22 protein-coding genes and 3 rRNA genes (1 of these 25 only partly in view) are annotated in these 25,637 nt (G+C 66.0%); 6 read left to right on the top strand and 19 right to left on the bottom strand.

Annotation, left to right across the window (positions count from 1 at the left end; genetic code table 11):
• A complete protein-coding gene (locus ACXI0D_RS10195) occupies nucleotides 1–972 on the top strand; it encodes a bile acid:sodium symporter family protein (protein WP_049444508.1) in 972 nt (323 codons plus the stop codon).
• 107 nt (nucleotides 973–1,079) lie between these two features.
• Here ACXI0D_RS10195 and cyoE read toward each other — a convergent pair whose 3' ends face one another.
• The 4 genes from cyoE to ACXI0D_RS10215 form a co-directional block, all read right to left on the bottom strand.
• A complete protein-coding gene (gene cyoE, locus ACXI0D_RS10200; protein ID WP_014035731.1) occupies nucleotides 1,080–1,973 on the bottom strand; it encodes a heme o synthase in 894 nt (297 codons plus the stop codon).
• Nucleotides 1,974–1,977: 4 nt separating this feature from the next.
• Nucleotides 1,978–3,141, bottom strand: coding sequence for a COX15/CtaA family protein (locus tag ACXI0D_RS10205; RefSeq protein WP_049444506.1), 1,164 nt, complete (start codon nucleotides 3,139–3,141; stop codon nucleotides 1,978–1,980).
• A gap of 10 nt (nucleotides 3,142–3,151) precedes the next feature.
• Complete coding sequence (locus tag ACXI0D_RS10210; protein ID WP_042358441.1) at nucleotides 3,152–3,721, bottom strand: hypothetical protein; 570 nt, start codon at nucleotides 3,719–3,721, stop codon at nucleotides 3,152–3,154.
• Between the two features lie 95 nt (nucleotides 3,722–3,816).
• Nucleotides 3,817–4,533, bottom strand: a complete 717-nt coding sequence (locus ACXI0D_RS10215; RefSeq protein WP_049444504.1) for an SURF1 family protein — start codon at nucleotides 4,531–4,533, stop codon at nucleotides 3,817–3,819.
• A 57-nt stretch (nucleotides 4,534–4,590) separates the two neighbouring features.
• On the opposite strand from ACXI0D_RS10215, the gene ACXI0D_RS10220 reads away from it, so the two are divergent.
• Nucleotides 4,591–4,809 (top strand): twin transmembrane helix small protein, encoded by a 219-nt coding sequence (locus ACXI0D_RS10220; RefSeq protein ID WP_049444502.1) that lies wholly within the window; start codon nucleotides 4,591–4,593, stop codon nucleotides 4,807–4,809.
• A 20-nt stretch (nucleotides 4,810–4,829) separates the two neighbouring features.
• On the opposite strand, the gene ACXI0D_RS10225 is transcribed toward ACXI0D_RS10220, so the two are convergent.
• The 6 genes from ACXI0D_RS10225 to ACXI0D_RS10250 all read right to left on the bottom strand — a co-directional run bounded on the left by ACXI0D_RS10225 (nucleotide 4,830) and on the right by ACXI0D_RS10250 (nucleotide 9,624).
• Complete coding sequence (locus ACXI0D_RS10225; protein ID WP_014035726.1) at nucleotides 4,830–5,705, bottom strand: cytochrome c oxidase subunit 3; 876 nt, start codon at nucleotides 5,703–5,705, stop codon at nucleotides 4,830–4,832.
• A gap of 13 nt (nucleotides 5,706–5,718) precedes the next feature.
• Complete coding sequence (locus tag ACXI0D_RS10230; protein ID WP_014035725.1) at nucleotides 5,719–6,309, bottom strand: cytochrome c oxidase assembly protein; 591 nt, start codon at nucleotides 6,307–6,309, stop codon at nucleotides 5,719–5,721.
• Complete coding sequence (locus tag ACXI0D_RS10235; RefSeq protein ID WP_049444499.1) at nucleotides 6,306–6,506, bottom strand: hypothetical protein; 201 nt, start codon at nucleotides 6,504–6,506, stop codon at nucleotides 6,306–6,308. The genes ACXI0D_RS10230 and ACXI0D_RS10235 overlap by 4 nt, the downstream gene beginning before the upstream one ends.
• 8 nt (nucleotides 6,507–6,514) lie before the next feature.
• Complete coding sequence (gene ctaD, locus ACXI0D_RS10240) at nucleotides 6,515–8,122, bottom strand: cytochrome c oxidase subunit I (RefSeq protein ID WP_014035723.1); 1,608 nt, start codon at nucleotides 8,120–8,122, stop codon at nucleotides 6,515–6,517.
• Between the two features lie 59 nt (nucleotides 8,123–8,181).
• On the bottom strand, nucleotides 8,182–9,084 hold the full coding sequence (coxB, locus tag ACXI0D_RS10245) for a cytochrome c oxidase subunit II (RefSeq protein WP_479642555.1): 903 nt from the start codon (nucleotides 9,082–9,084) through the stop codon (nucleotides 8,182–8,184).
• A 63-nt stretch (nucleotides 9,085–9,147) separates the two neighbouring features.
• A complete protein-coding gene (locus ACXI0D_RS10250; protein WP_014035721.1) occupies nucleotides 9,148–9,624 on the bottom strand; it encodes a DUF2244 domain-containing protein in 477 nt (158 codons plus the stop codon).
• A gap of 274 nt (nucleotides 9,625–9,898) precedes the next feature.
• Here ACXI0D_RS10250 and putA point away from each other — a divergent pair, with 274 nt between their 5' ends.
• Nucleotides 9,899–13,117, top strand: a complete 3,219-nt coding sequence (putA, locus tag ACXI0D_RS10255; protein ID WP_119007577.1) for a bifunctional proline dehydrogenase/L-glutamate gamma-semialdehyde dehydrogenase PutA — start codon at nucleotides 9,899–9,901, stop codon at nucleotides 13,115–13,117.
• An 89-nt stretch (nucleotides 13,118–13,206) separates the two neighbouring features.
• Here putA and ACXI0D_RS10260 read toward each other — a convergent pair whose 3' ends face one another.
• From ACXI0D_RS10260 to ACXI0D_RS10270, 3 genes are all read right to left on the bottom strand, one after another.
• Nucleotides 13,207–14,280, bottom strand: a complete 1,074-nt coding sequence (locus ACXI0D_RS10260) for an AAA family ATPase (RefSeq protein ID WP_119007578.1) — start codon at nucleotides 14,278–14,280, stop codon at nucleotides 13,207–13,209.
• Nucleotides 14,267–14,866: a nicotinamide riboside transporter PnuC gene (pnuC, locus tag ACXI0D_RS10265; RefSeq protein ID WP_049421201.1), complete on the bottom strand. Its 600-nt coding sequence runs from the start codon at nucleotides 14,864–14,866 to the stop codon at nucleotides 14,267–14,269. Before pnuC ends, ACXI0D_RS10260 begins: the two co-directional genes overlap by 14 nt.
• Nucleotides 14,867–15,009: 143 nt before the next feature.
• Nucleotides 15,010–16,437 (bottom strand): outer membrane protein transport protein, encoded by a 1,428-nt coding sequence (locus ACXI0D_RS10270; protein WP_049444492.1) that lies wholly within the window; start codon nucleotides 16,435–16,437, stop codon nucleotides 15,010–15,012.
• A 226-nt stretch (nucleotides 16,438–16,663) separates the two neighbouring features.
• Here ACXI0D_RS10270 and ACXI0D_RS10275 point away from each other — a divergent pair, with 226 nt between their 5' ends.
• On the top strand, nucleotides 16,664–17,356 hold the full coding sequence (locus ACXI0D_RS10275) for a rhomboid family intramembrane serine protease (protein ID WP_014035716.1): 693 nt from the start codon (nucleotides 16,664–16,666) through the stop codon (nucleotides 17,354–17,356).
• Between the two features lie 117 nt (nucleotides 17,357–17,473).
• On the opposite strand, the gene ACXI0D_RS10280 is transcribed toward ACXI0D_RS10275, so the two are convergent.
• The 3 genes from ACXI0D_RS10280 to ACXI0D_RS10290 form a co-directional block, all read right to left on the bottom strand.
• Nucleotides 17,474–17,884 carry a hypothetical protein gene (locus ACXI0D_RS10280; protein WP_119007579.1) on the bottom strand — a complete coding sequence of 137 codons (411 nt, stop codon included), beginning with the start codon at nucleotides 17,882–17,884 and terminating at the stop codon, nucleotides 17,474–17,476.
• An 83-nt stretch (nucleotides 17,885–17,967) separates the two neighbouring features.
• Nucleotides 17,968–19,416 (bottom strand): S41 family peptidase, encoded by a 1,449-nt coding sequence (locus ACXI0D_RS10285; protein WP_479642556.1) that lies wholly within the window; start codon nucleotides 19,414–19,416, stop codon nucleotides 17,968–17,970.
• Nucleotides 19,417–19,524: 108 nt separating this feature from the next.
• Nucleotides 19,525–20,826 carry a murein hydrolase activator EnvC family protein gene (locus tag ACXI0D_RS10290; protein WP_119007581.1) on the bottom strand — a complete coding sequence of 434 codons (1,302 nt, stop codon included), beginning with the start codon at nucleotides 20,824–20,826 and terminating at the stop codon, nucleotides 19,525–19,527.
• Between the two features lie 95 nt (nucleotides 20,827–20,921).
• Between ACXI0D_RS10290 and ACXI0D_RS10295 the strand changes: the two genes are divergently transcribed.
• Nucleotides 20,922–21,584 (top strand): DUF4097 family beta strand repeat-containing protein, encoded by a 663-nt coding sequence (locus ACXI0D_RS10295; protein WP_014645682.1) that lies wholly within the window; start codon nucleotides 20,922–20,924, stop codon nucleotides 21,582–21,584.
• Between the two features lie 86 nt (nucleotides 21,585–21,670).
• Nucleotides 21,671–23,380, top strand: a complete 1,710-nt coding sequence (locus ACXI0D_RS10300; RefSeq protein ID WP_119007582.1) for a M28 family metallopeptidase — start codon at nucleotides 21,671–21,673, stop codon at nucleotides 23,378–23,380.
• 284 nt (nucleotides 23,381–23,664) lie between these two features.
• On the opposite strand, the gene rrf (ACXI0D_RS10305) is transcribed toward ACXI0D_RS10300, so the two are convergent.
• From rrf (ACXI0D_RS10305) to ACXI0D_RS10315, 3 genes are all read right to left on the bottom strand, one after another.
• Nucleotides 23,665–23,779 (bottom strand): 5S ribosomal RNA (rrf, locus tag ACXI0D_RS10305).
• Between the two features lie 133 nt (nucleotides 23,780–23,912).
• Nucleotides 23,913–24,027, bottom strand: a 5S ribosomal RNA gene (gene rrf / locus ACXI0D_RS10310).
• A gap of 125 nt (nucleotides 24,028–24,152) precedes the next feature.
• Nucleotides 24,153–25,637: ribosomal RNA gene (locus ACXI0D_RS10315) — 23S ribosomal RNA — on the bottom strand; it runs 1,395 nt beyond the window's last position.

The raw sequence follows: 25,637 nt of genomic DNA on the forward strand, positions 1-25,637 counted from the left end.
ATGACCCGCTGGTGGTCGCGCCTGCGACCGGACAATTTTACCCTCGCCCTGCTGTGCACCGTCGGTCTGGCCTCGCTACTGCCGATGAAGGGCGCCGCCGCCATCGTCCTCGATGATGTCACCACGGTCGCCATCGCCGCGCTGTTCTTCCTGCATGGCGCACGCCTGCCGCGCGAATCGATCATCGGCGGCATGCTGCACTGGCGGCTGCACCTGACCATCCTGGCCTGCACCTTCATCCTGTTCCCGCTGCTGGGGCTGATGTTCAAGCCACTGTCGGGCTGGCTGCTGACACCGGAGCTGTACCTGGGCGTGCTGTTCCTGTGCACCCTGCCCTCCACCGTGCAGTCGTCCATCGCGTTCACCTCGATGGCACGCGGCAATGTACCCGCAGCGGTGTGCAGCGCCTCGCTGTCGAGCATCCTCGGCGTGTTCCTGACCCCGCTGCTGCTGACCGCATTGGCCGGCACCTCCGGCGGCATCCATGACCCCCTGCATGCAATCGGCGGCATCATGCTGCAGCTGCTGGTGCCGTTCGTGGCCGGCCACCTGCTGCGGCCGTGGATCGCCGGCTGGGTGGAGAAGCAGCGCGCGCTGCTGCGCTACACCGACCAGGCCACCATCCTGCTGGTGGTGTACTCGGCCTTCGGCGAAGCCGTCACCGAGGGCCTGTGGAGCAAGACGCCGCTGCTGTCGCTGCTGGCCGTGGCGGTGGTTGCCGCCGTGCTGCTCGGCATCGCCATGCCGCTGATCACCTTCATCGCGCGTCGCCTGCGTTTCAACCGCGAGGACGAGATCGCCATCGTGTTCTGCGGCTCGAAGAAGAGCCTGGCCACCGGCGTGCCGATCGCCAAGGTGCTGTTCGCCGGCGGCAGTCTCGGCGCGATCGTGCTGCCGGTGATGATCTACCACCAGATCCAGCTGATCGTCTGCGGCGTGATCGCGCAGCGGTATGCGCGGCGCAAGTCCTGACACGACCGGGAAGACATCCACGCATGGCGTGGATCTACTGTGGTGTCGAGTCCATGCATCAGCCGATGCCCGGGTAGATCCACGCCATGCGTGGATGCCTCAGCCCGTCACAACCAGGGCAGGATCCAGTGGTCCACCAGCAGGAAGGCGAACAGCGCCATCAGGTAGACGATGGAGTAATAGAACATCTTCATCGAGAAGAGTTCGTCCGGCGGGTCCAGCATGCGCCAGGCGTACCAGAGGAACACGGCGTTGAGCACGATCGCGCCGCCCAGGTAGAACGCACCGCTCATGCCCACCAGGTAAGGCAGCAGGCAGACCAGCGCCAGCACCACCGAATACACCATGATCTGCTTGCGGGTGTGCACCACGCCGTGGGTCACCGGCAGCATCGGAATTTCCGCCTTGGCGTAATCCTCGCGGCGGAAGATCGCCAGCGCCCAGAAGTGCGGCGGTGTCCAGATGAAGATGATCAGCACCAGCAGCGACGAGTACGCCCAGTCCGACGAACCCTGCATGCCGGTCACTGCAGCCCAGCCCAGCATCGGCGGCATCGCGCCGGCCAGGCCACCGATGACGATGTTCTGCGAGGTCGCACGCTTGAGGTACACGGTGTAGATCACCGCGTAGCCGATCAGCGAGGCAAAGGTCAGCACCGCGGTGATCAGGTTCACCCACAGCACCAGGATGGTCATCGACAGCACGATCAGCACGCCGGCGAACACCAGCACCTGCCACGGCTTGACCTTGCCCACCACCAGCGGGCGCCACGAGGTGCGGGCCATCTGCGCATCGATGTGCGCGTCCAGCAGCTGGTTGATCGCGGCGGCGGCCGAAGCCGCCAGCCAGATACCGAGGAAGCCGAGCACGCCGGCGCGCACCTGCTCCCAGCTGGGCACGCCGGGGATGGCCAGGACCATGCCGACCAGGGCGGTGAAGACAATGAGGGCGACGACCTTGGGCTTGGTCAGGTCCCAGTACTGGCGGTAATTGGAAAACATGGAATCAGTCCGGGGCACGCAGGCGGGCCAGCAGGCTGACCAGCACGAACAACAGGGCAACGGCCACGCCGTTGTGGGCCACCGCCACTTCCAGCGGCAGCGCCAGCTTCACATTGAGGATGCCGAGGGTGACCTGCAGCACCAGCAGCGTGATCAGCGCGCTGGCCCAGCCACGCATGCTCGGCAACCGGAACAGGCGCACGCCCAGCCACAGCAGGTAGACGGCCACCACCACCGCGAACAGGCGGTGCGCCATCTGGATGGCGATGCGCGAGGCGCCATCCAGCACGCCGCCTTCGTAATCCACGCCGATGCCGCGCCACAGGGTGAAGCCTTCGACGAAGTTGTGCTGCGGCCACCACTGGTTGGCGCAACGCGGGAAGTTGTCGAGCGAAGCGCTGCCACCGCCGCAGGCGAGTGCGGCGTAGTTGGCACTGACCCAGCCCCCCAGCGCGATCTGGGTGACCAGCACCGCCACGCCGATGCGCAGCAGCCACTTCAGCTTCGGCGCTTCAGCCAGGGTGATCGGCATGTGCGTCGCGCGCCAGGCCATCCATACCAGCAGGCCGAACATCAGCATGCCACCCAGCAGATGGCCCATCACCACGATGGGTTTGAGCAGCAGGGTCACCGTCCACATGCCCAGCAGGGCCTGGAAGATCACCACGGCCAGTGTCAGCAGCGCCGCACGCGCCAGGTCGATGTTGCTCCAGCGCAGCGCGGCGATCAGCAGGATCGCCTCGCCGATCAGCGCCAGCACGCTGGCCGTGCCATGCCAGCCCATCATGTACAGCGGTATGCCGGCGGCCACCAGCACGCAGGCGGTCACCACCGCCGTGCTTCCGAATCGCCGCTTGCGCGTGGCCAGCAGGGCGAGGGTCAGGATCTCGATGCCCAGCGCGCCGGCCAGGAAGCGGTGCACCTGCTCACGCCAGGCCTTGTGGGTCTCCAGCGGGCGGATCTCCGCCGCCGGATGGCCGATGGTCTCTTCCACGTGCTGCGGCCAGGTGGCCTGGCCATAGCAGGTCGGCCAGTCCGGGCAGCTCAGGCCGGCATCGGACAGGCGCACGAACGCGCCGAACATGATCGTGCTCGCGGTCATGATCATGGCGAACCACGCCAGGCGGTGGAAATTGCGGTGCAGCGCCGGACGCGCGGAAAGGCTCATCAAACGGGACTCACTTCAGTTTCAGCAACGTGGCCATGTCCTTGCGCAGGCCACCGAGGTCGGAACCCGGGGCATGGCGCATGATCACGAAGCCGTTCGGATCGATCACGTAGACCGGCAGTCCCGCCGGATCATCGACGCCCGGCAACGCCGCGCGCAGGGCTGGCGACGGAGCCAGCGGCCGCAGCGCGGGCAGCGAGGCGATCGACGCCGGTGGCGTACCCAGCCACAGGATCTCGACATTATCGGCGTTATGGCCGAACAGCTGCCACACCTTGCCCAGTCCCTGCGACAAAGTGACGCACTGCGCGTCGCAGGCGCCAGGCGGGGCCACCAGCAGGCGCCAGGTGCGGGCCTCGGGGTTCCAGGGATACGGCTGGCCGCTGGCCAGGGTCGGCGCCTGCTGCCGCAGGTCCACCGGCGGCTTCAGCAGCTGGCCGGCATTGCGGTGCCCGGTCGGCTGCCAGCCGGAGAAGCGCAGCACGGCGGCCAGCGCCATCGCCCCGAAGAACACGGCAAACAGCAGCACCAGGGTCCGGCGGCCGGAACCGCGCGCCTGCGGGGACGTAGCAGTGTTCATGCGGGGCATTTTCTCATGGTTGGGAAAGGGATGCCGGTAGTGCCGGCCGCTGGCCGGCATCCAGGATTCCGGGGGTTGCCGGCCAGCGGCCGGCACTAGCGGGCGATGGGGCGTCTCCTGCGCCGCTCCAGCACCACGGCCACCACCAGCACGGTCAGGGCCAGCCCGAACCACTGCACGGCGTAGCCCAGGTGACGCTGCGGCGGCAGCGTGTTCGGCAGCAGGTCCAGGTCGCGCTCATCGCCGAATGGCAGCGCCGGGTCCAGGCGCAGGACGCGGTCGGGTAGCGCCTGCAACCCCAACGCGCGTGCCAGGCCTTCTGCCGGCAACCGGCTGGCCAGCCAGCGCCCGGCCTCACCGGTGGCGGAGAACGCGGGGCCCAGTACCAGTCCCGCCGACGGCGGCGGTGCCAGCAACCCACGCACCGCCACCGGCGAAGGCGGCGCCGGCACATCCGGCAACGTGCGATCTGGCGGCAGCGCACGCCAGCCGAGGTCGACCAATAGCACGCTGCCGTCGTCACTGCGGAAGGGGCGATAGATCTTCACCCCGGCGCGGCCATGCCGGGTCTGGTTGTCCAGCAGCACCACGCCGGGCAGGAAGCGGCCGTGGTCGGCCACGCCGTGCAACGCGCCGGGCGCCGCCAGGGCCTGCGACAGCGGCAACGCCTGTGCCACGGCTGGACCCTGCGCATCCAACATTGCCTGTTTGGCATGCATGCGCTGCAGCTGCCACAACCCCAACGCGCTGAAACCCGCCATCACCAGCACGGCCAGCAGCCATCCGATCACGCGCGTGTGCTGGCGCATCATGACAAGTCCGCGCAAACGCGGTCAGATAGGCACATCCACCCTGCCCTCGAGCCGCGCATGAGTGATTCGCTGAAGACCCTGCTGGTAATCGCGTTTCTGATCGTCATCGTCTGGAACCTGGGCGCCGGCCTGTACTACCTGGTGGTCGACCGCGGCCAGACCAAGCGCACGGTCAACGCACTGACACGTCGCATCTCGGTGTCGGTGGCGTTGATCCTGCTGGTGATCGTGAGCATCTACATGGGCTGGATCAAACCGCACGGCATCGGCGGCTGAAGCCACCGCTGCCTGCGCGGTCAAAGCACGTAGACGAACAGGAACAGCATCAGCCACACCACGTCGACGAAGTGCCAGTACCACGCGGCCGCTTCGAAGGCGAAATGGTTGTCGCGGGTGAAGTGCCCCTTGGCCGAGCGCAGCCACATCACGATCAGCATGATCGTGCCCAGCAGCACATGCGCGCCGTGGAAGCCGGTCAGCATGAAGAACGTCGACCCGTAGATGCCGGAGCCGAGCGTCAGGTTCAGTTCCTTGTAGGCGTGGATGTACTCCTCTGCCTGCAGGGTCAGGAAGCCGAGGCCGAGCACCACGGTCAGGCCCAGCCAGATCAGCAGCTGGCGGCGGTTGCCGGCCTTCAGTGCGTGGTGGGCAATGGTCAGGGTCACGCCGGAGGTCAGCAGGATCAGCGTATTGATCAGCGGCAGGCCCCAGGCCGGGATGGTCTGGAACGCGCCACCGATCGCCGCCGGGCCATTGGTCGGCCATCCCGCGGAATAGCCCTGCCAGAGCAGCTCGTTGGTCATCACCCCGCGGCCTTCGCCACTGAGCCACGACAGGCCCAGGTTGCGGGTGTAGAACAGCGCGCCGAAGAACGCGCCGAAGAACATCACCTCGGAGAAGATGAACCAGATCATCCCCATCCGGAATGATCCGTCGACCTGGTGGTTGTAGTTGCCGGCCTGCGATTCGCGCACCACGTCGCTGAACCACCAGAACAGGGTCAGCACCAGCATCGCGATGCCGATGTAGAACGTCCAGCGTCCCCAGCTGGCATCGTTGAGCCAGCTGGCCACGCCCACCATGGTCACCATCATCGCGATGGAACCCACGAACGGCCATTTGCTCTGGGCCGGGACGAAGTACACGTTGGCGTCGGTCGGTGTCTGGGCCATGTCGGTATCCGGGTCAGGGTGCGGCGTGCGCGCCGTCCGAGGTGGCGGCCGGGGCCAGCCGATCGGACAGCGCGTCGTTGCGGTAGAAGGTGTAGGACAAGGTGATCGTCTTGATCTCCGGCGGCAGGTCCGGATCGACGATGAAGCGCACCGGCATGTCGCGCTTCTCGCCGGCCTGCAGCGTCTGCGCGGTGAAACAGAAACACTCGGTCTTGCTGAAGAAGCCCGACGCACGCGCCGGCGCCACCGAAGGTACCGCGCTGCCGACCACGGCCGCCGCGCTGTCGTTGCGGGCGAAGTACAGCGCCTCGTTGAGTTCGCCGGGCACCACGTCCATGGTCAGCTGCTCAGGATGGAACGACCACGGCAGGCGCGAATTGACGCCGCCATCGAACTCCACGCGCACGGTGCGCTTGCCGGCCGCGGCACCTGCACTGGCTTCGCCACCGGGGCCGCGCTCCAGGCGCACGCCGAACACCTTTTCGCAGGCGATGCGGTACAGCGGCACCAGCGAGAACGTCAGCAGGAACACCGCCACCGCCACGCCGATCAGGCGCGGCAGCCCGGCGCTGCGGGACGGTGTGCTGGCCGGTGCCTCGCTCATCGGCCGATCACCCCGCTGAGGATGAAGCCGACGTAGACCAGCACGGCGATGGCGCCGACCCACATCGCCGTGCGCTTCGCACGCTGGCGCTGCTGCTCGATGCTTCCGCCCTGGTAGAGCCGACCGCTGCTCGGCTGCTTTTCGTCAGTCGAGCCTGGCTCGACGCTACTGATCGGAAGCGGGCTCTCGTTATGCATGCCCCACCTCAATGCGTGATGTCGTCATGCGCCAGATCCCCCGGACGTATGGTCGGCGGCGTGGTGAAGGTATGCGCCGGTGCCGGCGACGGCAGCGTCCACTCCAGGCCACGCGCGCCTTCCCAGGAACGGGCCTCGGCCTTCTCGCCGTTGCGCAGCGAGGACAGCAGGATCGCCGCCATCATGAACGGGGTGACGAACATGCCGAACGCACCGATCGAGCTGATCAGGTTCCAGTCGGCGAAGGCCACGCTGTAATCGGGAATACGGCGCGGCATGCCGGCCAGGCCGAGGAAGTGCTGCGGGAAGAACAGCAGGTTGACGAACACGATCGACCACCAGAAGTGCACCTTGGCCCACTTCTCGCTGTACATCCGCCCGGTCCACTTCGGCCACCAGTAGTACACCGCCGCGATCAGCGCGAACACCGCACCGGTCACCAGCACGTAGTGGAAGTGGGCGACCACGAAGTAGGTGTCGTGGTACTGGAAGTCGGCCGCCACGATGGCCAGCATGAGGCCCGAGAAACCACCGATGGTGAACAGGATGACGAAGGCCACCGACCACAGCATCGGCGCCTCGAACGTCAGCGAGCCACGCCACATGGTGCTGACCCAGTTGAACACCTTCACGCCGGTCGGAATCGAGATCAGCATGGTGGCGAACATGAAGTAGATCTCGCCGCCCAGCGGCATGCCCACGGTGAACATGTGGTGGGCCCAGACGATGAACGACAGGAACGCGATCGCGGCGGTGGCGTACACCATCGCCTGGTAGCCGAACAGCGGCTTGCGGCTGAAGGTCGGGATGATCTCGCTGACCACGCCGAAGGCGGGCAGGATCATGATGTAGACCTCGGGGTGGCCGAAGAACCAGAAGATGTGCTGGAACATCACCGGGTCACCGCCACCGGCGGCGTTGAAGAAGCTGGTGCCGAAGAACTTGTCGGTCAGCAGCATGGTCACCGCACCGGCCAGCACCGGCATCACCGCGATCAGCAGGAAGGCAGTGATCAGCCAGGCCCAGCAGAAGATCGGCATCTTCAGCAGGTCGATGCCCGGCGCACGCATGTTGAGCACGGTGGCGATGATGTTGATCGCGCCCATGATCGAGCTGATGCCGGCCACGTGGATGGCGAACACGGTGAACGCAACGTTGTAGCCGCCCTGCAGCGACAGCGGCGGGTACAGCGTCCAGCCGCCGGCAGGCGCACCGCCAGGCAGCAGGAAGGTCAGCAGCAGCAGGCTGAAGGCCACCGGCAGCAGCCAGAACGACCAGTTGTTCATGCGCGGCAGCGCCATGTCGGGCGCGCCGATCTGCAGCGGGATCATCCAGTTGGCCAGGCCGACGAAGGCCGGCATCACGCCACCGAAGATCATCACCAGTGCATGCACGGTGGTCAGCTGGTTGAACACCTCCGGCCGGATGAACTGGATGCCGGGCTGTGCAAGCTCAAGCCGGATCAGCACGCTCATGAAAGCGCCGATGACGAACATGATGAAGCTGAAACCCAGGTACAGCGTGCCGATGTCCTTGTGGTTGGTCGAGAAGAACCAACGCTCGAAGAAACTCTGCTGGTGATGGTGATCGTCGTGCCCAACTGCCGAGTGCGCCATTGCAAAACACCTCTCAGAATCGGTTGTCACCACGGCCGCGGGCGGCCGCGGGCTTTACATCACGCGCCGCTCGCTGCGGTGGCAGGCGCGCTGCCGGTTTCTGCAGCAGCAGGCGCAGCCGGTGCCTCGCCCGGCGGTGCAGTCGGCTCGGCCGGCGCCGCAGGCGTTGCCAGCGCGGCAGGCGGCGCCGGCTTGCGCTGCGCCAGCCACTGCTTGAACTCTTCCTTGGACACCGCCTCGACCACGATCGGCATGAAGCCGTGGTCCTTGCCGCACAGTTCGGCGCACTGGCCGCGGTACACGCCGGGCTGCTCGATGCTGGTCCAGGCCTCGTTGATGAAGCCCGGGATGGCGTCCTGCTTCCAGCCCAGCGCGGGCACCCACCAGGCGTGGATCACGTCATCGGAAGTGATGACGAAGCGCACCTTGGTATCGACCGGCAGCACCAGCCGGTTGTCGACATCCAGCAGGTAGTGCGGATGGCTTTCGCGGGTCGGCACCTTGCCGCTCTGCCGCATGCGGTCGGACTCGCGGTCCAGGCGGCTGGTGAAGGTGACGTTCTCGCCGAGGTATTCGTACTTCCACATCCACTGGTAGCCGGTGACCTTCACCGTCATCTCGGCATCGCGGGTGTCGTACATCTTGATCAGGTTGGCCGTGGCCGGCCACGCCATCACGATCAGGATGATCACCGGGATCACCGTCCAGATGATCTCGGCCTTGGTGTTGTGGCTGAAGGTGGCGGCGACCGCGCCCTTGGATTTGCGGAACTTGAAGATGGCGTAGGCCATCGCGCCGAACACGATGACGCCGATCACCGTGCAGATGATCAACGAGAGATTGTTCGATTCCCAGGCCAGGCGTGAGGTCTGGGTCACCCCCTTGCCCATGTTCAGCTGCCACGGCTTGGGATCGGCCGCCTGGGCCCAGGCCAACGCCGGCATCAGTCCCTCGGCCACCATGGCGGCGACCGCTGCAACGCACTTCGTGCCCCACCTGCTGCTTTTGCTTCATTGCCTAGACCCTTAGCGTCGTCGGTTGCCGCCATCGCTGGCGGCGAGCAAGCTTTCAAGTGTCTCTGCGAGCGTCTGACGTTCGGCCGGCGCGAGGAAACTCCCCACCTCCACCTGCCGGCCGCTGGATGCCAGCCGGACCCTCTCATCGTCGGTGAGCAGGCGCACCCAGTGGGGGTGGGCCCGGAACACCGGCGATCCACCGGGTACGGGGATGACCTCCACGTACGCCGGCACTACCCGGATCTCCTCCTGCCGTTCACCACTGCGCCACAAGGCACGCAGCGCCGCCGCCAGCACCAGGCTGTACAGCAGCGCGAACAGGGGGGCGAATGCATTGCCGGCCAACCACCCGAAGGCGGACACCAGCCACATCGCACCCGACAACACGGTGAACAACAGGACGAACTGCCGGGCATCGAGCGCCCGTGGGGGACGCAGCCGCAGCTGCGTACCTGACCCATCCGGAGCTGGAAGCACCTCGATCATGTCGCAACCGCGTTCCTGCCGCGGGAAACGTCTCGATGGTAGCCCCGCCCTCTCGCCGGTAGCAAGGGTGCATTCACACTTTTTCCAATGCTGCAACACAGCATGAGGTCGGCGGAACGAATGACGAATTCAGCACAAATATTGCCGGGCTTGCTGAACACGCTGAATCCACCACCGTTAGGGGCTATCAGCCCTTCACGAAGGTGGCTGCGGGGCACTTCCGCAACCCGCAAAAATGATTAAAATCGCCAAGTTTTCCATTGGCCGGACCGGCATGAACGCACCTTCCTCCTCCCCTGCCGCCAGCGACGCCCTGCGTCCCGGCGCGCTGCTGTCGCCGGAACTGCCGGCGCCCCCCAACCCGTTCCGCCAGGCCATCACCGATGCCTGGTTGAAGGACGAGGCCAGCCACGTCCGCGAGCTGCTGGCGCAGGCCCGCCTGCCGGCCGAAGAGCAGGCCAGGGTGCAGGCGCTGGCCGCCGACCTGGTCGGCCGCGTGCGCGTGCGTGCCAAGGACCAGGGCGCGATCGAAGCCTTCATGCGCCAGTACGACCTGGGCAGCGAAGAAGGCGTGCTGCTGATGTGCGTGGCCGAAGCGCTGCTGCGCATTCCGGACCAGGACACCGCCGACAAGCTGATCCGCGACAAGCTGGCCGACGCCGACTGGGAAAAGCACCTGGGCGGCAGCGACTCGGTGCTGGTCAACGCCTCCACCTGGGGCCTGATGCTGACCGGCAAGCTGGTGCAGATGAACGACGCCACCCGCGCCGATGCGCCCAGCGCGTTCAAGCGCCTGGTCGGCCGCGTCGGTGAGCCGGTGGTGCGCCTGGCCGTGCGCCAGGCGATGAAGATCATGGGCCACCAGTTCGTCATGGGCCGCACCATCAGCGAAGCGCTGTCGCGCTCGCACAAGGGCGACAACGCGAACTACCGCTACTCCTTCGACATGCTCGGCGAAGGTGCGCTGACCATGAAGGACGCGCTGCGCTACCTGGAAGACTACCGTCGTGCGATCCACGCCATCGGCGGCGATCACAAGGCACGCGGCGGCCGTCCGGACGGCGACGTCAACAATGCCCCGGGCATCTCGATCAAGCTGTCGGCGCTGTACCCGCGCTACGAGCACGCCAAGCGCGAGCGCGTGCTGAAGGACCTGGTGCCGGGCGTGCTGGAACTGGCGCAGCTGGCCAAGAGCTACGGCATCGGCTGCACCGTCGACGCCGAAGAGTCCGACCGCCTGGAACTGTCGCTGGACATCATCGAGCAGGTGTTCTCCGATGCCTCGCTGGCCGGCTGGGATGGCTTCGGCGTGGTCGTGCAGGCCTACCAGAAGCGCACGCCGTACACGATCGACCACCTGGCCGACATGGCGCGCCGCGCCGGTCGCCGCCTGCAGGTGCGCCTGGTCAAGGGCGCCTACTGGGATGCCGAGATCAAGCGCGCGCAGATCGAAGGCTATCCGGGCTACCCGGTATTCACCCGCAAGCAGAACACCGACGTGTCGTACCTGGCATGCGCGAAGCGCCTGTTCACCCATGCCGACGCGATCTACCCGATGTTCGCCACGCACAACGCGCACACCATCGCCGCTGTGCGCAGCATCGCCAACGGTGGCGTGTACGAGCACCAGAAGCTGCACGGCATGGGCGACGACCTGTACGCCGAAGTGGTGCCAGCCGATCGCCTGGGCCTGCCCTGCCGCGTGTACGCGCCGGTCGGTTCGCATGAAGACCTGCTGCCGTACCTGGTGCGCCGCCTGCTGGAAAACGGCGCCAACTCCAGCTTCGTCAACCGCATCACCGACGAGCGCGTGCCGATCGCCGACCTGATCCGCGATCCGGTCGAGATGGTCGCCTCGTTCGCTTCGATTCCGCATCCCAAGATCCCGCTGCCGGTAGACCTGCTGCGCAGCCAGAACCACGACAGGAAGAACTCCATGGGCGCCAACCTCGCCAACGACAACGAACTGCGCGCCCTGGCCGAGCAGCTCAACGCGGCCGTGAAGCCGTGGCAGGCCGCCCCGCTGGTACCGGGTGCCAACCCGGCCGGCGCCGCGCTGCCGGTGACCAATCCGGCCGACACCCGCGAAGTGGTCGGCCAGTGGCTGGCCGCCGATGCCGCCACCGTGCAGAAGGCCCTGGCCAATGCCGTGGCCGCGCAGCCGGCCTGGAACCGCACCCCGGCCGCCAGCCGCGCCGCCATCCTCGAGCACGCCGCCGACCAGCTGGAAGCGCGCATGCCGGAGTTCATGGCACTGTGCGTGAAGGAAGCCGGCAAGAGCCTGCCCGACAGCATCGCCGAAGTGCGCGAAGCCGTGGACTTCCTGCGCTACTACGCCAAGCAGGCGCGCGAGCAGTTCAGCCACGCCGAGAAGCTGCCGAGCCCGACCGGTGAGTCCAACGAGCTGCAGCTGCATGGCCGCGGCGTGTTCGTCTGCATCAGCCCGTGGAACTTCCCGCTGGCGATCTTCCTGGGCCAGGTCGCTGCTGCACTGGCCGCCGGCAACAGCGTTATCGCCAAGCCGGCCGAGCAGACCAACCTGATCGGCTACTACGCGGTGAAGCTGCTGCACGACGCGGGCGTGCCGGCCGAGGTCGTGCAGTACCTGCCGGGCGACGGCGCCACCGTCGGTGCCGCGCTGACCGCCGACCCGCGCGTGGCCGGCGTGGCCTTCACCGGCTCCACCGACACCGCACGTGCGATCAACCGCGCGATGGCTGCGCGTGACGCCGCCATCGGCGTGCTGATCGCCGAGACCGGCGGCCAGAACGCCTTCATCGCCGACTCCTCGGCGCTGCCGGAACAGCTGGTCAAGGACGCGATCGGTTCGGCCTTCACCTCCGCCGGCCAGCGTTGCTCGGCCGCTCGCGTGCTGTTCGTGCAGGACGACATCGCCGACAAGGTGATGACCATGCTGGCCGGCGCGATGAAGGAACTGAAGGTCGGCAACCCGGGCCTGCTGTCCACCGACGTCGGCCCGGTGATCGACGCCGACGCGCTGAAGATCCTGCAGGACCACGCCGAGCGCATGGACCGCGAAGCGCGCCTGATCGCCGCCGCCGAGCTGTCCGCCGAAGCGGCCAACGGCACCTTCTTCGCGCCGCGTGCGTATGAACTGAAGGACCTGGGCCAGCTGCACAAGGAGATCTTCGGGCCGGTCCTGCACGTGATCCGCTGGAAGGGCGACCAGCTCGACGCGGTGATCGACCAGATCAACGCCACCGGCTACGGCCTGACCCTGGGTGTGCATTCGCGCATCGACGAGACCGTTGATCGCATCAGCAACGGCGTCCACGTCGGCAACGTCTACGTAAACCGCAACCAGATCGGCGCGGTGGTCGGCGTGCAGCCGTTCGGCGGCCAGGGCCTGTCCGGCACCGGCCCGAAGGCCGGCGGCCCGCACTACCTGCTGCGCTTTGCCACCGAAAAGACGGTGACGGTGAACACCACCGCCGCCGGCGGCAACGCCTCGCTGCTGACCCTGGGCGACTGATCGCCTGCGTCATGCGGTGAACGAAAAACCCCGCGAAAGCGGGGTTTTTTGTGCTTTTTATTCCTGTAAAGCCGAGCACAGGCTCGGCTCTATAGCGGCGAGGCGACACTGAACCGGTTGTCCGCCCGCTTCGCCAGCTCGCCCTGCACGCGTGCGATGCGCGTCTCCAGATCGCCTTCCAGCAGCACGTACTCGACACCCTCTGCCTGCAGCTGCGCCAGGTACCACGCATGCTGCTGCGACCGGAAGGCTTCGCCCACGCGCGTGCCATCCTGGTCGAACGGAATATCCGGCGCGCACAGGAACAGCAGGTCGTAGCGTCGTCGTGCCGCCTGCCGCAGTGGCTCCGGCGCCGTGCCGAACATCCAGCCGCTGTACCCCAGCGTTACCCACGGCGTGGTATCGCAGAACAGCCAGCGATGCGCGCGCCGCGCGGCCTCGTCTTCGTGCTGTGGCTGTGTCATTGCAATGCGAAGCAGATCGTCTGGCGTCAGTTCTCCCCCCTGCTGCTCCCACAGGGTGCGGCCATACTCCGGCACCCAGGCGGTCTGCAGGCGCCCGGCCAGCACGCGCGCCAGCGTGGTCTTGCCGCTGGACTCGCCACCGATGAAGGCCACGCGCTGCACATGGTCGGCATACACCTGCGGTGCGAGGCCATGGCGATGCGCATGCGGATCGGTGCGCAGCTGGGTGCCACAGGCCTGCGCGACGTCCAGCGCGCGCTCCAGCCGCTCATGGCGCACCGGTGTGCCGAAGTGCGTGGCCAACGCCTGCGCGAAGCCGTCTCCATAGTCCTCACCGGTGTACACCGCCTGCACCGGCCCACCGAACAGGTTCAGGCACAGCCAGGCGGTGAAGTCGCGCTGCACCTGTTCGTCATCACTGTCCTGCGGCAGCGTGCGCACGGGCAAACCGTGCTGCGTGCACAATGCCGCCAGTCGCGAGTCATCCAACACCGCCACCGTCGCCTGCGGGAAACGCGCACGCAGCCAACGCTCGCGGCGCTCGGCACTGTAGCCGGCAAAGCCCGGCTGCGACCAGCCGATCACCAGCAACTGCTGGCAGCGCGTGGCGGCGAAGTCGATCAATCGTTCATGGCCGAGGTGCAGCGGGCAGAACTTGCCCACCACCAGCCCCCACGCAGCACGCTCAGGCAGCGGCATCGGCCGCCCTGGCCTCGTTGCGCATCAGGTGCCGCCAATGGCGCAGGGCCACCAGCGCGTTGATCCAGAAGCCCACGTACAGGATCGAGGTCAGGTGCAGGCCACGGCTGTAGTACAGCGGCACTGCAACGGTGTTCACCAGCAGCCACACCCACCACGATTCCAGCTTGCGCCGCATCATCAGGATCTGCGCGATCACGCTCAGCACCAGCACCGCCGAATCGATGTACGGCGCATAGGCATTGGTCAGTCGGGTCAGCATCCAGCCGTAGCCGAAGGTGGCCACCACCGCCAGCGGCGCCAGCCAGGCCCATGCCCGCGGCCGCAACGAGGTGATCGGCAGCGGCGCGCCATGGTCGCCGCGCAGCCACTGCCACCAGCCCAGCACACTGATGGCGATGAAGAAGAACTGCAGCACCATGTCCGCGTACAGGTGCGATCGTTCGAACACGGCTGCAAACAAGGCACAGCCGACGATACCAAGCCACCAGGTGTGCACGTTGTTGCGGCCGGCCAGCAGGATCGAGCCGGCGACGGCGATGTTGGCAGCCAGCTCCAGTTGGAAGTTCGGATCGGACAGGTTCATGGCGCTATTGTCGTGGATCCGTGCGCTGCGTGGACAACCCGGCAGATCCACGCCATGCGTGGATGCCCCACATCCCACCCCACAAAAAGAAAGGCCCCGCTCGCGCGGGGCCTCCTTTGTACTGCTTCAGGCAATCGCCCGAATCAGAACTTGTACTGCATCGAAGCAGCCAGCACGTCGCCGCTGACCTTGTACTTGCCGGTCACGGTGTTGCCGGTGGCCGAGGTCGAGGTGATGTTCGGATCCTTGGTGAACAGGTGGGTGTAGCCCACGCTGTATTCCATCTTGTCCGAAGCCGCGTAGGTCAGACCCAGCGACAGCCACTTGCGGGTGGTGTCCGGCACGCGCACGTCGCGGTGGGCGTCGGTGGTCGGGGTCTGGTCGTAGGCGAGACCGCCGCGCAGGGTCAGCTTCTCGTTCATGCGGTACTCGGTACCGATCGACGCGAAGGTGGTGTCGCGGTAGTGGAACGGCAGCACGCTGTCCGGCTGGTTGGAGTCATAGTCGACGGTAACCTGGTCGAACTTGCTCCAGGCGGTACGCGTGACTTCGGCCATGATCTTCCACTGGTCGTCCACGCGGTGGGTGAAGCCGATGGTGGCGCTGGCCGGCAGGGTGATCGAGGCACGACCCTTGCTGTCGATGAAGGTGCCCGGTGCGGCGGCGGCCAGGAAGGTCGCGGCATTGCCCGGAATGGTGAAGTCGGCCTTGCCGTCGTTGATCTTGTGCTTGACCTGCGAACGGTAGCTGAAGGCGATGTTGGTGCCTTCCACCGGGCTGACGGTCATGCCCAGGGTGTAGCCCATCGACACTTCGTCACCCTTGATGCGCAGGTAGCCATCGGCGGTGCCCGGAGCAAAGCCCTGCTGGGCCATGGCCACGGCGGCCTGACGCGAGGCGGCGGCAGCCTGGGCGGCGGTGCCACCGGCGGCCAGAACGGCAGCGGCGGCCTTCTGCTGGGCGCTGGCGTTGATCGCGGTGCCGGTATCGACGGCACTGGTCAGGTCGACGTTCAGGCGCTCGGCGAACACCGAAGCACCGAACGACAGGTACGGGTTGATGTCGTAGGAGAACGCGACGCCCAGGTCGATCGCCTGCAGCTCGGTCTTGACGCCGTTGTAGCGGCCGACCCAGTCACGGTCGTATTCGGTCTTGAAGCCGAACGGCACGGTCAGCGATGCGCCGAAGTGCATGTTGTCGTTCTCGCCGAACGGCAGGTGGAAGTAGGCCGCCGGAACCGGGGCGATCATGCCGGCGTCGCCGCCGTTGCCGCCGGAAATCGGAGCGCCGTTGGCGTACTTGCCCTGGCCACGGAACTTGGCGCCGAAGCTGATGGCGCTGACGTCGCCCTGCAGCATGGTGCCGTCGAGCAGGCGCATGGAGGCCGGGTTGGTGGCGATGACCGAGGCGTCGCCTTCGGTCGAGGTGGAGCCGGCGAACGCACGGCCGAGGCCCTTGGCGCTGTTTTCCTTCAGCTGGAAGGCGGCGGCGTTGGCATCGGCGGCGGCCAGCGCACCGGCAACGCCGACGGCCAGCAGGGTCAGACGGGCAATGGTGGAAGCGGTTTGCATCGTAGTTCTCTCTCCGGTAAGCGGTGATGTTGCTCTGAGTGCGCCTGCGCCCGGCCGGCCCTGGGGCCCTTCGGAGCGCGCCGGATTCCCCTCCCGACATACGACGCCGTATGCGAGTATTACCCAGAGCTGTTAATGAAACAATAACAGCACCTGCGCTTTTTTCGTCTCAAAAGCTGAACAGGACAATCCCCGCCGCAGGCGTCGTCACGCTAGGCTTATGCCCATGTTCGTCTCCCTCCCGTCGCGCAAGAAGGCGGCCCTGCGCTGGGCCACGCCCGTGCTGTTCGCGTCATTGTGGCTGGCATTCCTATGGTCGATCTCGCGCCCGGACGATGCCCGCGGCAGCCTCTGGCTGGACTGGGGCGCCCTGTCCACCGGACTGACCCACCCGCTGGACTGGTGGGCGACCCTGCAGGACGGCAGCGTACTGCGCCTTTTCACCGCGCTGTTCCTGCACGCCGACTGGTCGCACCTGCTGGGCAACCTGGTGTTCCTGCTGATCTTCGGCCTGCCCGCCGAGCGGGTGCTGGGGCCCTGGCGGTTGCTGCTGTTGTTCCTGGTGGGCGGCGCGGTGTCCAACCTGGTGGCGATCTACACCATGGGCAGCCCGGACCAGATCATCATCGGCGCCAGTGGCGCGGTGTCGGCGCTGATCGGCGCCTACCTGGCCCTGTTCCCGGGCGCGCGGCTGGGCGTGGTGATCCCGCTCGGCCTGTTCCTGGAGTTCGTGCGCGCCCCGGCCTACCTGCTCATCGGCGTCTGGGCCGCGCTGCAGGTGGTGTTCGCCCATATCGGCCCCAGCTTCGGCATGGTGGCCTGGTGGGCGCACATCGGCGGCTTCCTGTTCGGCCTGCTGTATGGCGTGTACGTGCGCGCAGCGATCGCGCGCCGGCTGCGCAAGCGCCACGGGTTCTGACCCCTGGTAGTGCCGGCCGCTGGCCGGCTCCACGCTCACCCGCCCGTTCGTGGCGTCGAGCGTGCTCGACTCCTTCATCGATATGGATCCGCTCCGTCCGCGATGACGCCGAATCCGTCACTCGCGACTGACCACCAACGTGTTGTGGTGGGTATCGAACAGCAGCGTAGCGCCGTCATCCAGCACCAAGAAGTACTCAAAGAACGGCAACTCTCCGAGCAAAGGAATCAGTTCACTTGCCTGCAGAGCCCAGATCGGCCACGGCAATGCGCGCTCATCTGACGCTACCAGGCACATTTCGCCGTTCACTTCCGCCAGCAGTTCAGCCAGGCAGGAAAGGCCTTCATCACTGCTGTCGTATTGGATCGTCTGATCAGACGTCGCTTTGCCTGCCCACCAATAGACAAAGCGCGGATCGATTCCATGGCGGACCGCCAGGGATTCCAGCAGGGTGGCGGCCCGGTCAGGTGGCAGCGGATCACGACCAAGCAGTTGGCTGATCGTAGTCGCTAGGTTCGAATCGTCCATGGGCCGATTCTATCGGGCGACGCCTCGGCCGCGTCGCCTTGTGGATGAGCAAGGTGTCCGCCGGGCACAGCCCGGCGCTACCGTCAGGGCTTAGCCGGGACCGGAATGGGCTTCGCTTCCGGCTTCGCTTCCGGCTTCGCTTCCGGCTTCGCTTCCGGCTTCGCCGCAGCGGCCTTCGCGGCCTTGGCCGCATCCGCTTTTGCCGCTTCGGCCTTCAGGCGTGCAGCCACCGAACCCGGGTTCTTCAGCTCGGCCAGCGCGTCGTTGATCGGGCCATCGCCCGGCAGCACCGCACCGGCGTGGTAGCCCTCGGTACCTTCGTCATCACCCCGCAGATGGCCGGGCAGGGTCGCTTCGCTGTAGTCGCTCAGGCTGGCCGGCAGTGCATCCTCGGCCGGCGTGGCGGCGGGCTTCAGTTCGACATCCGGCACGATGCCGGTGGCCTGGATCGACTTGCCGCTGGGCGTGTAATAGCGCGCGGTGGTCAGCTTCACCGAATCACCGTTGTCCAGCGGCAGCACGGTCTGCACCGAGCCCTTGCCGAAGGTGCGGCTGCCGACCACGCGCGCACGCTTGTTGTCGCGCAGCGCACCGGCCAGCACTTCCGATGCGCTGGCCGAACCGGCATCGGCCAGCACGACCACCGGTGCGCCCTTCAGCAGGTCACCCGGGGTCGCGTCGAAACGCGCATCGCTGATGCTGATGCGGCCACGGGTGCTGACGATGTTGCCCTTGTCGAGCAGATCATCGGCCACCTGCACGGCGGCGGTCAGCAGGCCACCCGGATTGCTGCGCAGGTCCAGCACCAGGCCCTTGAGCTGGCCACCGGACTGCTTCTGCAGCTGCTGCACGTGCTTCTGGAAGTCCGAACCGGTATCGGCCTGGAAGGTACTCAGGCGGATGTAGCCGTAGCCCGGTTCCAGCATGCGGCTCTTCACGCTGGTCACGCGGATGGTCTGGCGGGTCAGGTTCACGTCGAACGGCTTCGGCTTGCCTTCGCGCACGATGGTCAGCACCACCTTGCTGCCGGCCGGGCCGCGCAGCGGCTCGCTGGCATCGATCGCACTGATCGGCTTGCCGTCGATGGCGATGATCAGGTCACCGGCGAGGATGCCGGCCTTGGCCGCCGGGGTGTCGTCGATCGGCGAGATCACCTTCATGCTGGCGTTGTCCGGCTGCTGCTGCAGCTCCACGCCGATGCCCTCGTAGGCACCATTGGCCTGCTCGTCGAAGGCCTGCGCGTCTTCCTTGTTGAAGTAGGTGCTGTGCGGATCGAGGTCGAGCAGCAGGCCACGCACGGCCGACTGCATCAGCTTCTTGTCATCGACCGGGTCAACATAGGCCGCGCGCACGGCGTTGTACACGGCCACGAAACGGCGGATTTCCTCCAGCGGCACCTTCGAGGTCACCGCCTCCTCGCTGTTCGCTGCCTGCCCACTGGTTTCCTGGCTCGGGGCGGGCGCGGTCTGCTGCGCCCAGGACAGCGCTGGCAACAGGGCCAGCAAGAGGGTGGCGGAACGGGCTGCGCGCATGGATCACTCCTGTCGACGTTGGCATCGTGCCCAAGGCACATGCACCGATTATGCGCGAAGCACAGCTAAATTCCCGTTGAATCCGGCCCGCATCCGGCAGGCCTGGATTCAGCGCCGCTGCAGCCAGCTGTCCGGGTTGACCGGCTGCCCGCCACGGCGCAGCTCGAAGTACAGCGCGGTGACACCCTGGCCACCGGAATTGCCGACCTTGGCCACCGCATCACCGCGGCTGACCCGTGCGCCGGCATCCTTCAGCAGGGTGTCGTTGTGGGCATACAGGCTCATGTAGCCATTGCCGTGGTCGACGATCAGGATCATGCCGTAGCCGGTCATCCAGTCGGAGAACACCACGGTGCCGTCGGCCACGGCCGTGACGGTGCTGCCGGCCGGCGCGCCGATCAGCACGCCGCTGCTGGTACGGCCATCGGGCAGCTTGCCGCCATAGCGGGCCAGCAGGTTGCCGGACAACGGCCAGCCCAGGCCACCGACCTTCGGTGCCGGTGCCGACGCCACCGCAGGCGGAACCTTGGTTGGCGGCGGCGGTGGCCGGCCCTGTGCGGCGGCCTGGCGTGCGGCCCGCTCGGCAGCGGCCTTTTCGGCGGCGGCCCGACGCGCCGCCGCGCGACGCTCGGCTTCGGCCCGGGCGGCGGCGGCACGCAGGTTGGCCAGCAGCGTTTCCAGCGCCTTGGCATCCTGGCCCAGTGCCTGTTCCTTCTCGCGCCGGTCCTTGAAACGTTCGTCCAGCGAGGCCACAGTCTGCGCGCGGTCACGGCGGTCGGCCGCCAGCGTCGCAGCCTGCTGCTTCTGGTCCTGCTGCGCGCCCTGCAGCTTCTGCTTGCGCTCGGCGATCTGCGCCTGCAGCGCTTCCAGTTCCTTCAGGTCGGCGGTGAGCGTGGTAATCCGCTGCGCACGTTCGCGCTGCAGGTAGCGGTGGTAGGCCAGCGCACGATTGGCATCGGCCACCGTGTCCTGCGACAGCAGCAGCTTCAACGGTGCATGGTTGCCCAACTGGTAGGCCGCGCGCAGCAACCCGGCCAGTTCGCGGTGCTGCTGGGCAAGGTTGGCCTGCAGCGTGCTGCGGCGCTGCTCGGCTTCGGCCAGCGCCTGGTTCTGCTCGCGCAGGGCCGTCTCGGTCTGCGCAAGCGCGCGGCCACTGCGGGCCACCTTCTCGTCGGCCTCGCGCAGCTGCTGGGATGCCTGTCCACGCTGTCCCTCGATCTGCCGTCGTTCCTGCGCCACGCCCTTCAGCTCGGTGCGCAGTTTCTGCAGCTTGCGCTCGGTCTCGCGGGTGGTCTGCGCGGCGCCGGGCAGCGGCAGGGCCAGCGCCAGGACCAGCCCCAGCAGCAGGCAGCGCCCGCCGCGTACGGCGGCGATGTGATGTCGGCGTGATGGGAAGGCGTTGTCGCGCAAGGGCTTTCCAGTGACTTCAGGCAGTTGCGGGGGGTACCGGGGAATGGTGACATCTCCGCACGCGGCCTGCCAGCCGCACATCCATCGAGGTCCCCATGAAAACTCTATCCATTCCGCTGCTGTTGGGCGTACTGCTGGTCACCGGGCCGGTCTGCGCCCAGGAGAACATCAGCAAGGTCAACGGCAGCATCAGCGCCGAACCAGGTCAACGCTACGGCAAGCTGGACACCGTCAACGGCGGCATCCGCGTCGGCGAAGGCGTCGAGACCGGCAGCATCGACACCGTCAACGGCGGGGTGAAGGTCGCCGACCGCGCGCGCACCGGCAAGATCGAAACGGTCAACGGCGGTGTCCGCCTGGGTCGCGAAGTGATCGCCAGCGGCGGCGTCAGCACCGTCAACGGCAGCATCTTCACCGATCGCGGCAGCCAGATCGAAGGCGGCGTCGAGACCGTGAACGGCGGCATCGGCCTGGTTGAAAGCCGCGTCGGCAAGGACGTTGAGACCGTCAACGGTGACATCACCGTCGGCATCGGTTCGCAGGTCAACGGCGGCGTGCATGTGCGCAAGCCGAACTTCAGTGTCTCGCTGACCGCCAGCCGCAAGCCGCGCGTGATCATCGGCCCCAACGCGGTGGTCAGTGGGCCACTGCAGTTCGAGCGCGAGGTGGTGCTGTACGTGCATCGCACCGCGCGCATCGGCCCGGTCACCGGTGCCGAGCCGATCCCGTTCGATACCGAAACCGCGCCAGCCGACTGAATCCGTCGAACCTGCCGGTTCGGTGATACTCGCGTTTACCGGTCGCGCATGAGGTGCGACCGCCCTTTGTTCTCCAGGAATCGACGATGCCCCGCAAACTCCTCCTGTGCCTGGCCGCCGCGGCCGCGCTCAGTGCCTGCAAAGGCGAAGACACCCCGGCAGCCACGCCGGCCACCGATACCGCTGCCGCGAAGCCGGCCGCCCATCAGTTCTCTCCGGAGATCAACGCCGGCGACTTCGCCGAGATGGTCAAGACCCTGGCTTCGGATGAGTTCGAAGGCCGCGCCCCGGGCAGCAAGGGCGAAGAACTGACGGTCAACTACATCCGCGACCAGATGCAGCGCATCGGCCTGCAGCCCGGCAACGGCGACAGCTGGTTCCAGGACGTGCCGATGACCGAGACCACGGCCGACGAATCGACCGTGCTGAAGATCACCCAGGGCGGCAAGACCACCGAACTGAAGTTCGGCACCGACATGGTGGTCGGTACCCGTACCGGCCAGGCCGAGGTGAAGGTCGATGCCAGCGACCTGGTGTTCGTCGGCTACGGCGTCGATGCGCCGGAGCAGAAGTGGAACGATTACGCCGGCCAGGACTGGAAGGGCAAGACGGTCGTCATGTTCGTCAACGATCCGGGCTTCCATGTTGATGACGCGAAGCTGTTCGACGGCAAGCGCATGACCTATTACGGCCGCTGGACCTACAAGTTCGAGGAGGCCGCCCGCAAGGGTGCTGCTGCCGCACTGATCGTTCACGACACTGCCGGCGCGTCCTACGGTTGGGACGTGGTGAAGAATTCCTGGGCCGGCCCGCAGTACGACCTGCCCGCCAAGGATGACCCGGAGGCCCGGATCCCGGTGCAGGGCTGGCTGAGCGCCGACGCCGCCAAGGCGCTGTTCGCCGGTGCCGGCCTGGACCTCGCCCAGGCCTACAAGGACGCCAGCAAGCGTGGTTTCAAGCCGGTGCCGCTGAAGGCCACCGCTGCGGTCGACCTGAAGAGCCAGATCGCACAGAAGCAGTCGCGCAACGTGGTCGGCGTGCTGCCGGGCAGCAAGCGCGCTGACGAAGCCGTGCTGTACATGGCGCACTGGGACCACCTGGGCAAGCATGAGGGTGAGACCGGCGACAACATCTACAACGGCGCAGTCGACAACGCCACCGGCGTGGCCGGCATCCTCGAGGTGGCCGAAGCCATGGCCCACCAGGAACCGAGGCCGGAGCGTTCGGTGGTGTTCCTGGCGGTGACCCTGGAAGAATCCGGCCTGCTGGGTTCGAAGTACTACGTCGCCCACCCGACCTTCCCGCTGGACAAGATCGCCGGTGTGATCAACATTGATGCGATGTCGGTGGCCGGCCGTGCCAAGGACGTGACCGTCACCGGCTTCGGCAGCTCGGAGCTGGAGGACATCCTCAAGCCGCTGGCCGCCGCCCAGGACCGTACCCTGCACGGTGAGACCTCGGTGCAGAGCGGCTTCTACTTCCGCTCCGATCACTTCAACTTCGCCAAGGCCGGTGTGCCGGCCCTGTACGCCGATGGCGGCGAAGACCTGCGCGAGGGTGGCGTGGAAGCAGGCCGCAAGGCTGCGGCGGATTACGGCGCCAACCGTTACCACGGCCCGAAGGACGAGTTCGACGCGGCCACCTGGAAGCTGGACGGCACCGTCGAAGACCTGCAGCTGATGTACGGCGTGGGCAAGGAACTGGCCGGTGGCGATCGTTGGCCGAACTGGTATGCAGGCAATCCGTTCAAGGCGGCCCGCGACGCGATGATGAAGGACAAGGCCCCGGCCAAGTAAGTCGGGCCATGCTCGACTGAACATCGTTTGGAGCAGAGCGGCGCCCCACGGGGCGCTGCTTTTTTTGCGCGCTGCCATTGGTGGGTGCCAGCCCTGGTTGGCACCTCTTTACACGGCGAGCGCCCCATCCACGCGTGGCGTGGATCTACCGGTAGTGCCGGCCGCTGGCCGGCAAACGGCGGCGGGTGCATCGACTCATCCGCCGGCCAGCGGGCACCACCACCCGCATTTCCTGCGCACAAAGAAAAACCCCGCTGCGTGAGCAGCGGGGTTTTGGGTGTAAACCCTGGCGATGACCTACTCTCGCATGGCTTGAGCCACACTACCATCGGCGCAGCTGCGTTTCACTTCCGAGTTCGGGATGGGATCGGGTGGTTCCACAGCGCTAATTTCACCAGGGAGACGGTTGCAGCAGCGCTTGCAGCGCCAGCTTCGCGATCTTGCCCGTGGGGCGGAAGGGACCCGGAAAATGCAGTGCCTTCACTTAATAAGAAAAACCCCGCTGCGTGAGCAGCGGGGTTTTGGGTGTAAACCCTGGCGATGACCTACTCTCGCATGGCTTGAGCCACACTACCATCGGCGCAGCTGCGTTTCACTTCCGAGTTCGGGATGGGATCGGGTGGTTCCACAGCGCTAATTTCACCAGGGAGGCTTTTGGAGAGTCGCACTCGTCCCGGGGGACAAGGCGCCAGCCTCGCATAGTTCTTGTGACGTAGCGTGCACTTGGATGCTCTTACGACGCTGTCGTAAAGCCAAGGCAACTTGAGGTTATATGGTCAAGCCGCACGGATCATTAGTATCAGTTAGCTCAATACATTGCTGTACTTACACACCTGACCTATCAACCACGTAGTCTACATGGTTCCTTCAGGGGGCTTGTGCCCCGGGAGATCTCATCTTGAGGCGCGCTTCCCGCTTAGATGCTTTCAGCGGTTATCGCTTCCGAACATAGCTACCCGGCAATGCCACTGGCGTGACAACCGGAACACCAGAGGTTCGTCCACTCCGGTCCTCTCGTACTAGGAGCAGCCCCTCTCAAATCTCCAACGCCCATGGCAGATAGGGACCGAACTGTCTCACGACGTTCTGAACCCAGCTCGCGTACCACTTTAAATGGCGAACAGCCATACCCTTGGGACCGACTACAGCCCCAGGATGTGATGAGCCGACATCGAGGTGCCAAACACCGCCGTCGATATGAACTCTTGGGCGGTATCAGCCTGTTATCCCCGGAGTACCTTTTATCCGTTGAGCGATGGCCCTTCCATACAGAACCACCGGATCACTAAGTCCTAGTTTCCTACCTGCTTGATCCGTCGATCTTGCAGTCAAGCACGCTTATGCCTTTGCACACAGTGCGCGATGTCCGACCGCGCTGAGCGTACCTTCGAGCTCCTCCGTTACTCTTTAGGAGGAGACCGCCCCAGTCAAACTACCCACCATACACGGTCCCCGACCCAGATAATGGGCCCAGGTTAGAACGTCAAGCACGACAGGGTGGTATTTCAAGGATGGCTCCACTGCAGCTAGCGCCACAGTTTCATAGCCTCCCACCTATCCTACACAGACGAACTCAACGTTCAGTGTAAAGCTATAGTAAAGGTTCACGGGGTCTTTCCGTCTTGCCACGGGAACGCTGCATCTTCACAGCGATTTCAATTTCACTGAGTCTCGGGTGGAGACAGCGCCGCTGTCGTTACGCCATTCGTGCAGGTCGGAACTTACCCGACAAGGAATTTCGCTACCTTAGGACCGTTATAGTTACGGCCGCCGTTTACTGGGGCTTCGATCAAGAGCTTCGCCTTGCGGCTGACCCCATCAATTAACCTTCCAGCACCGGGCAGGCGTCACACCCTATACGTCCACTTTCGTGTTTGCAGAGTGCTGTGTTTTTGATAAACAGTCGCAGCGGCCTGGTTACTGCGACCCTCTTCAGCTATAGCTCGCACGAGCCACCAAAAAGGGTGCACCTTCTCCCGAAGTTACGGTGCCATGTTGCCTAGTTCCTTCACCCGAGTTCTCTCAAGCGCCTGAGAATTCTCATCCTACCCACCTGTGTCGGTTTACGGTACGGTCTGCGTAAGCTGAAGCTTAGGAGCTTTTCCTGGAAGCGTGGTATCAGTGACTTCGCCATAAAGGCTCGTCTCGGTGCTCGGTCTTAAAGGATCCCGGATTTGCCAAAGATCCAAACCTACCGCCTTTCCCCAGGACAACCAACGCCTGGTACACCTAACCTTCTCCGTCCCTCCATCGCACT

This window comes from Stenotrophomonas sp. C9D9 (assembly GCF_056491205.1).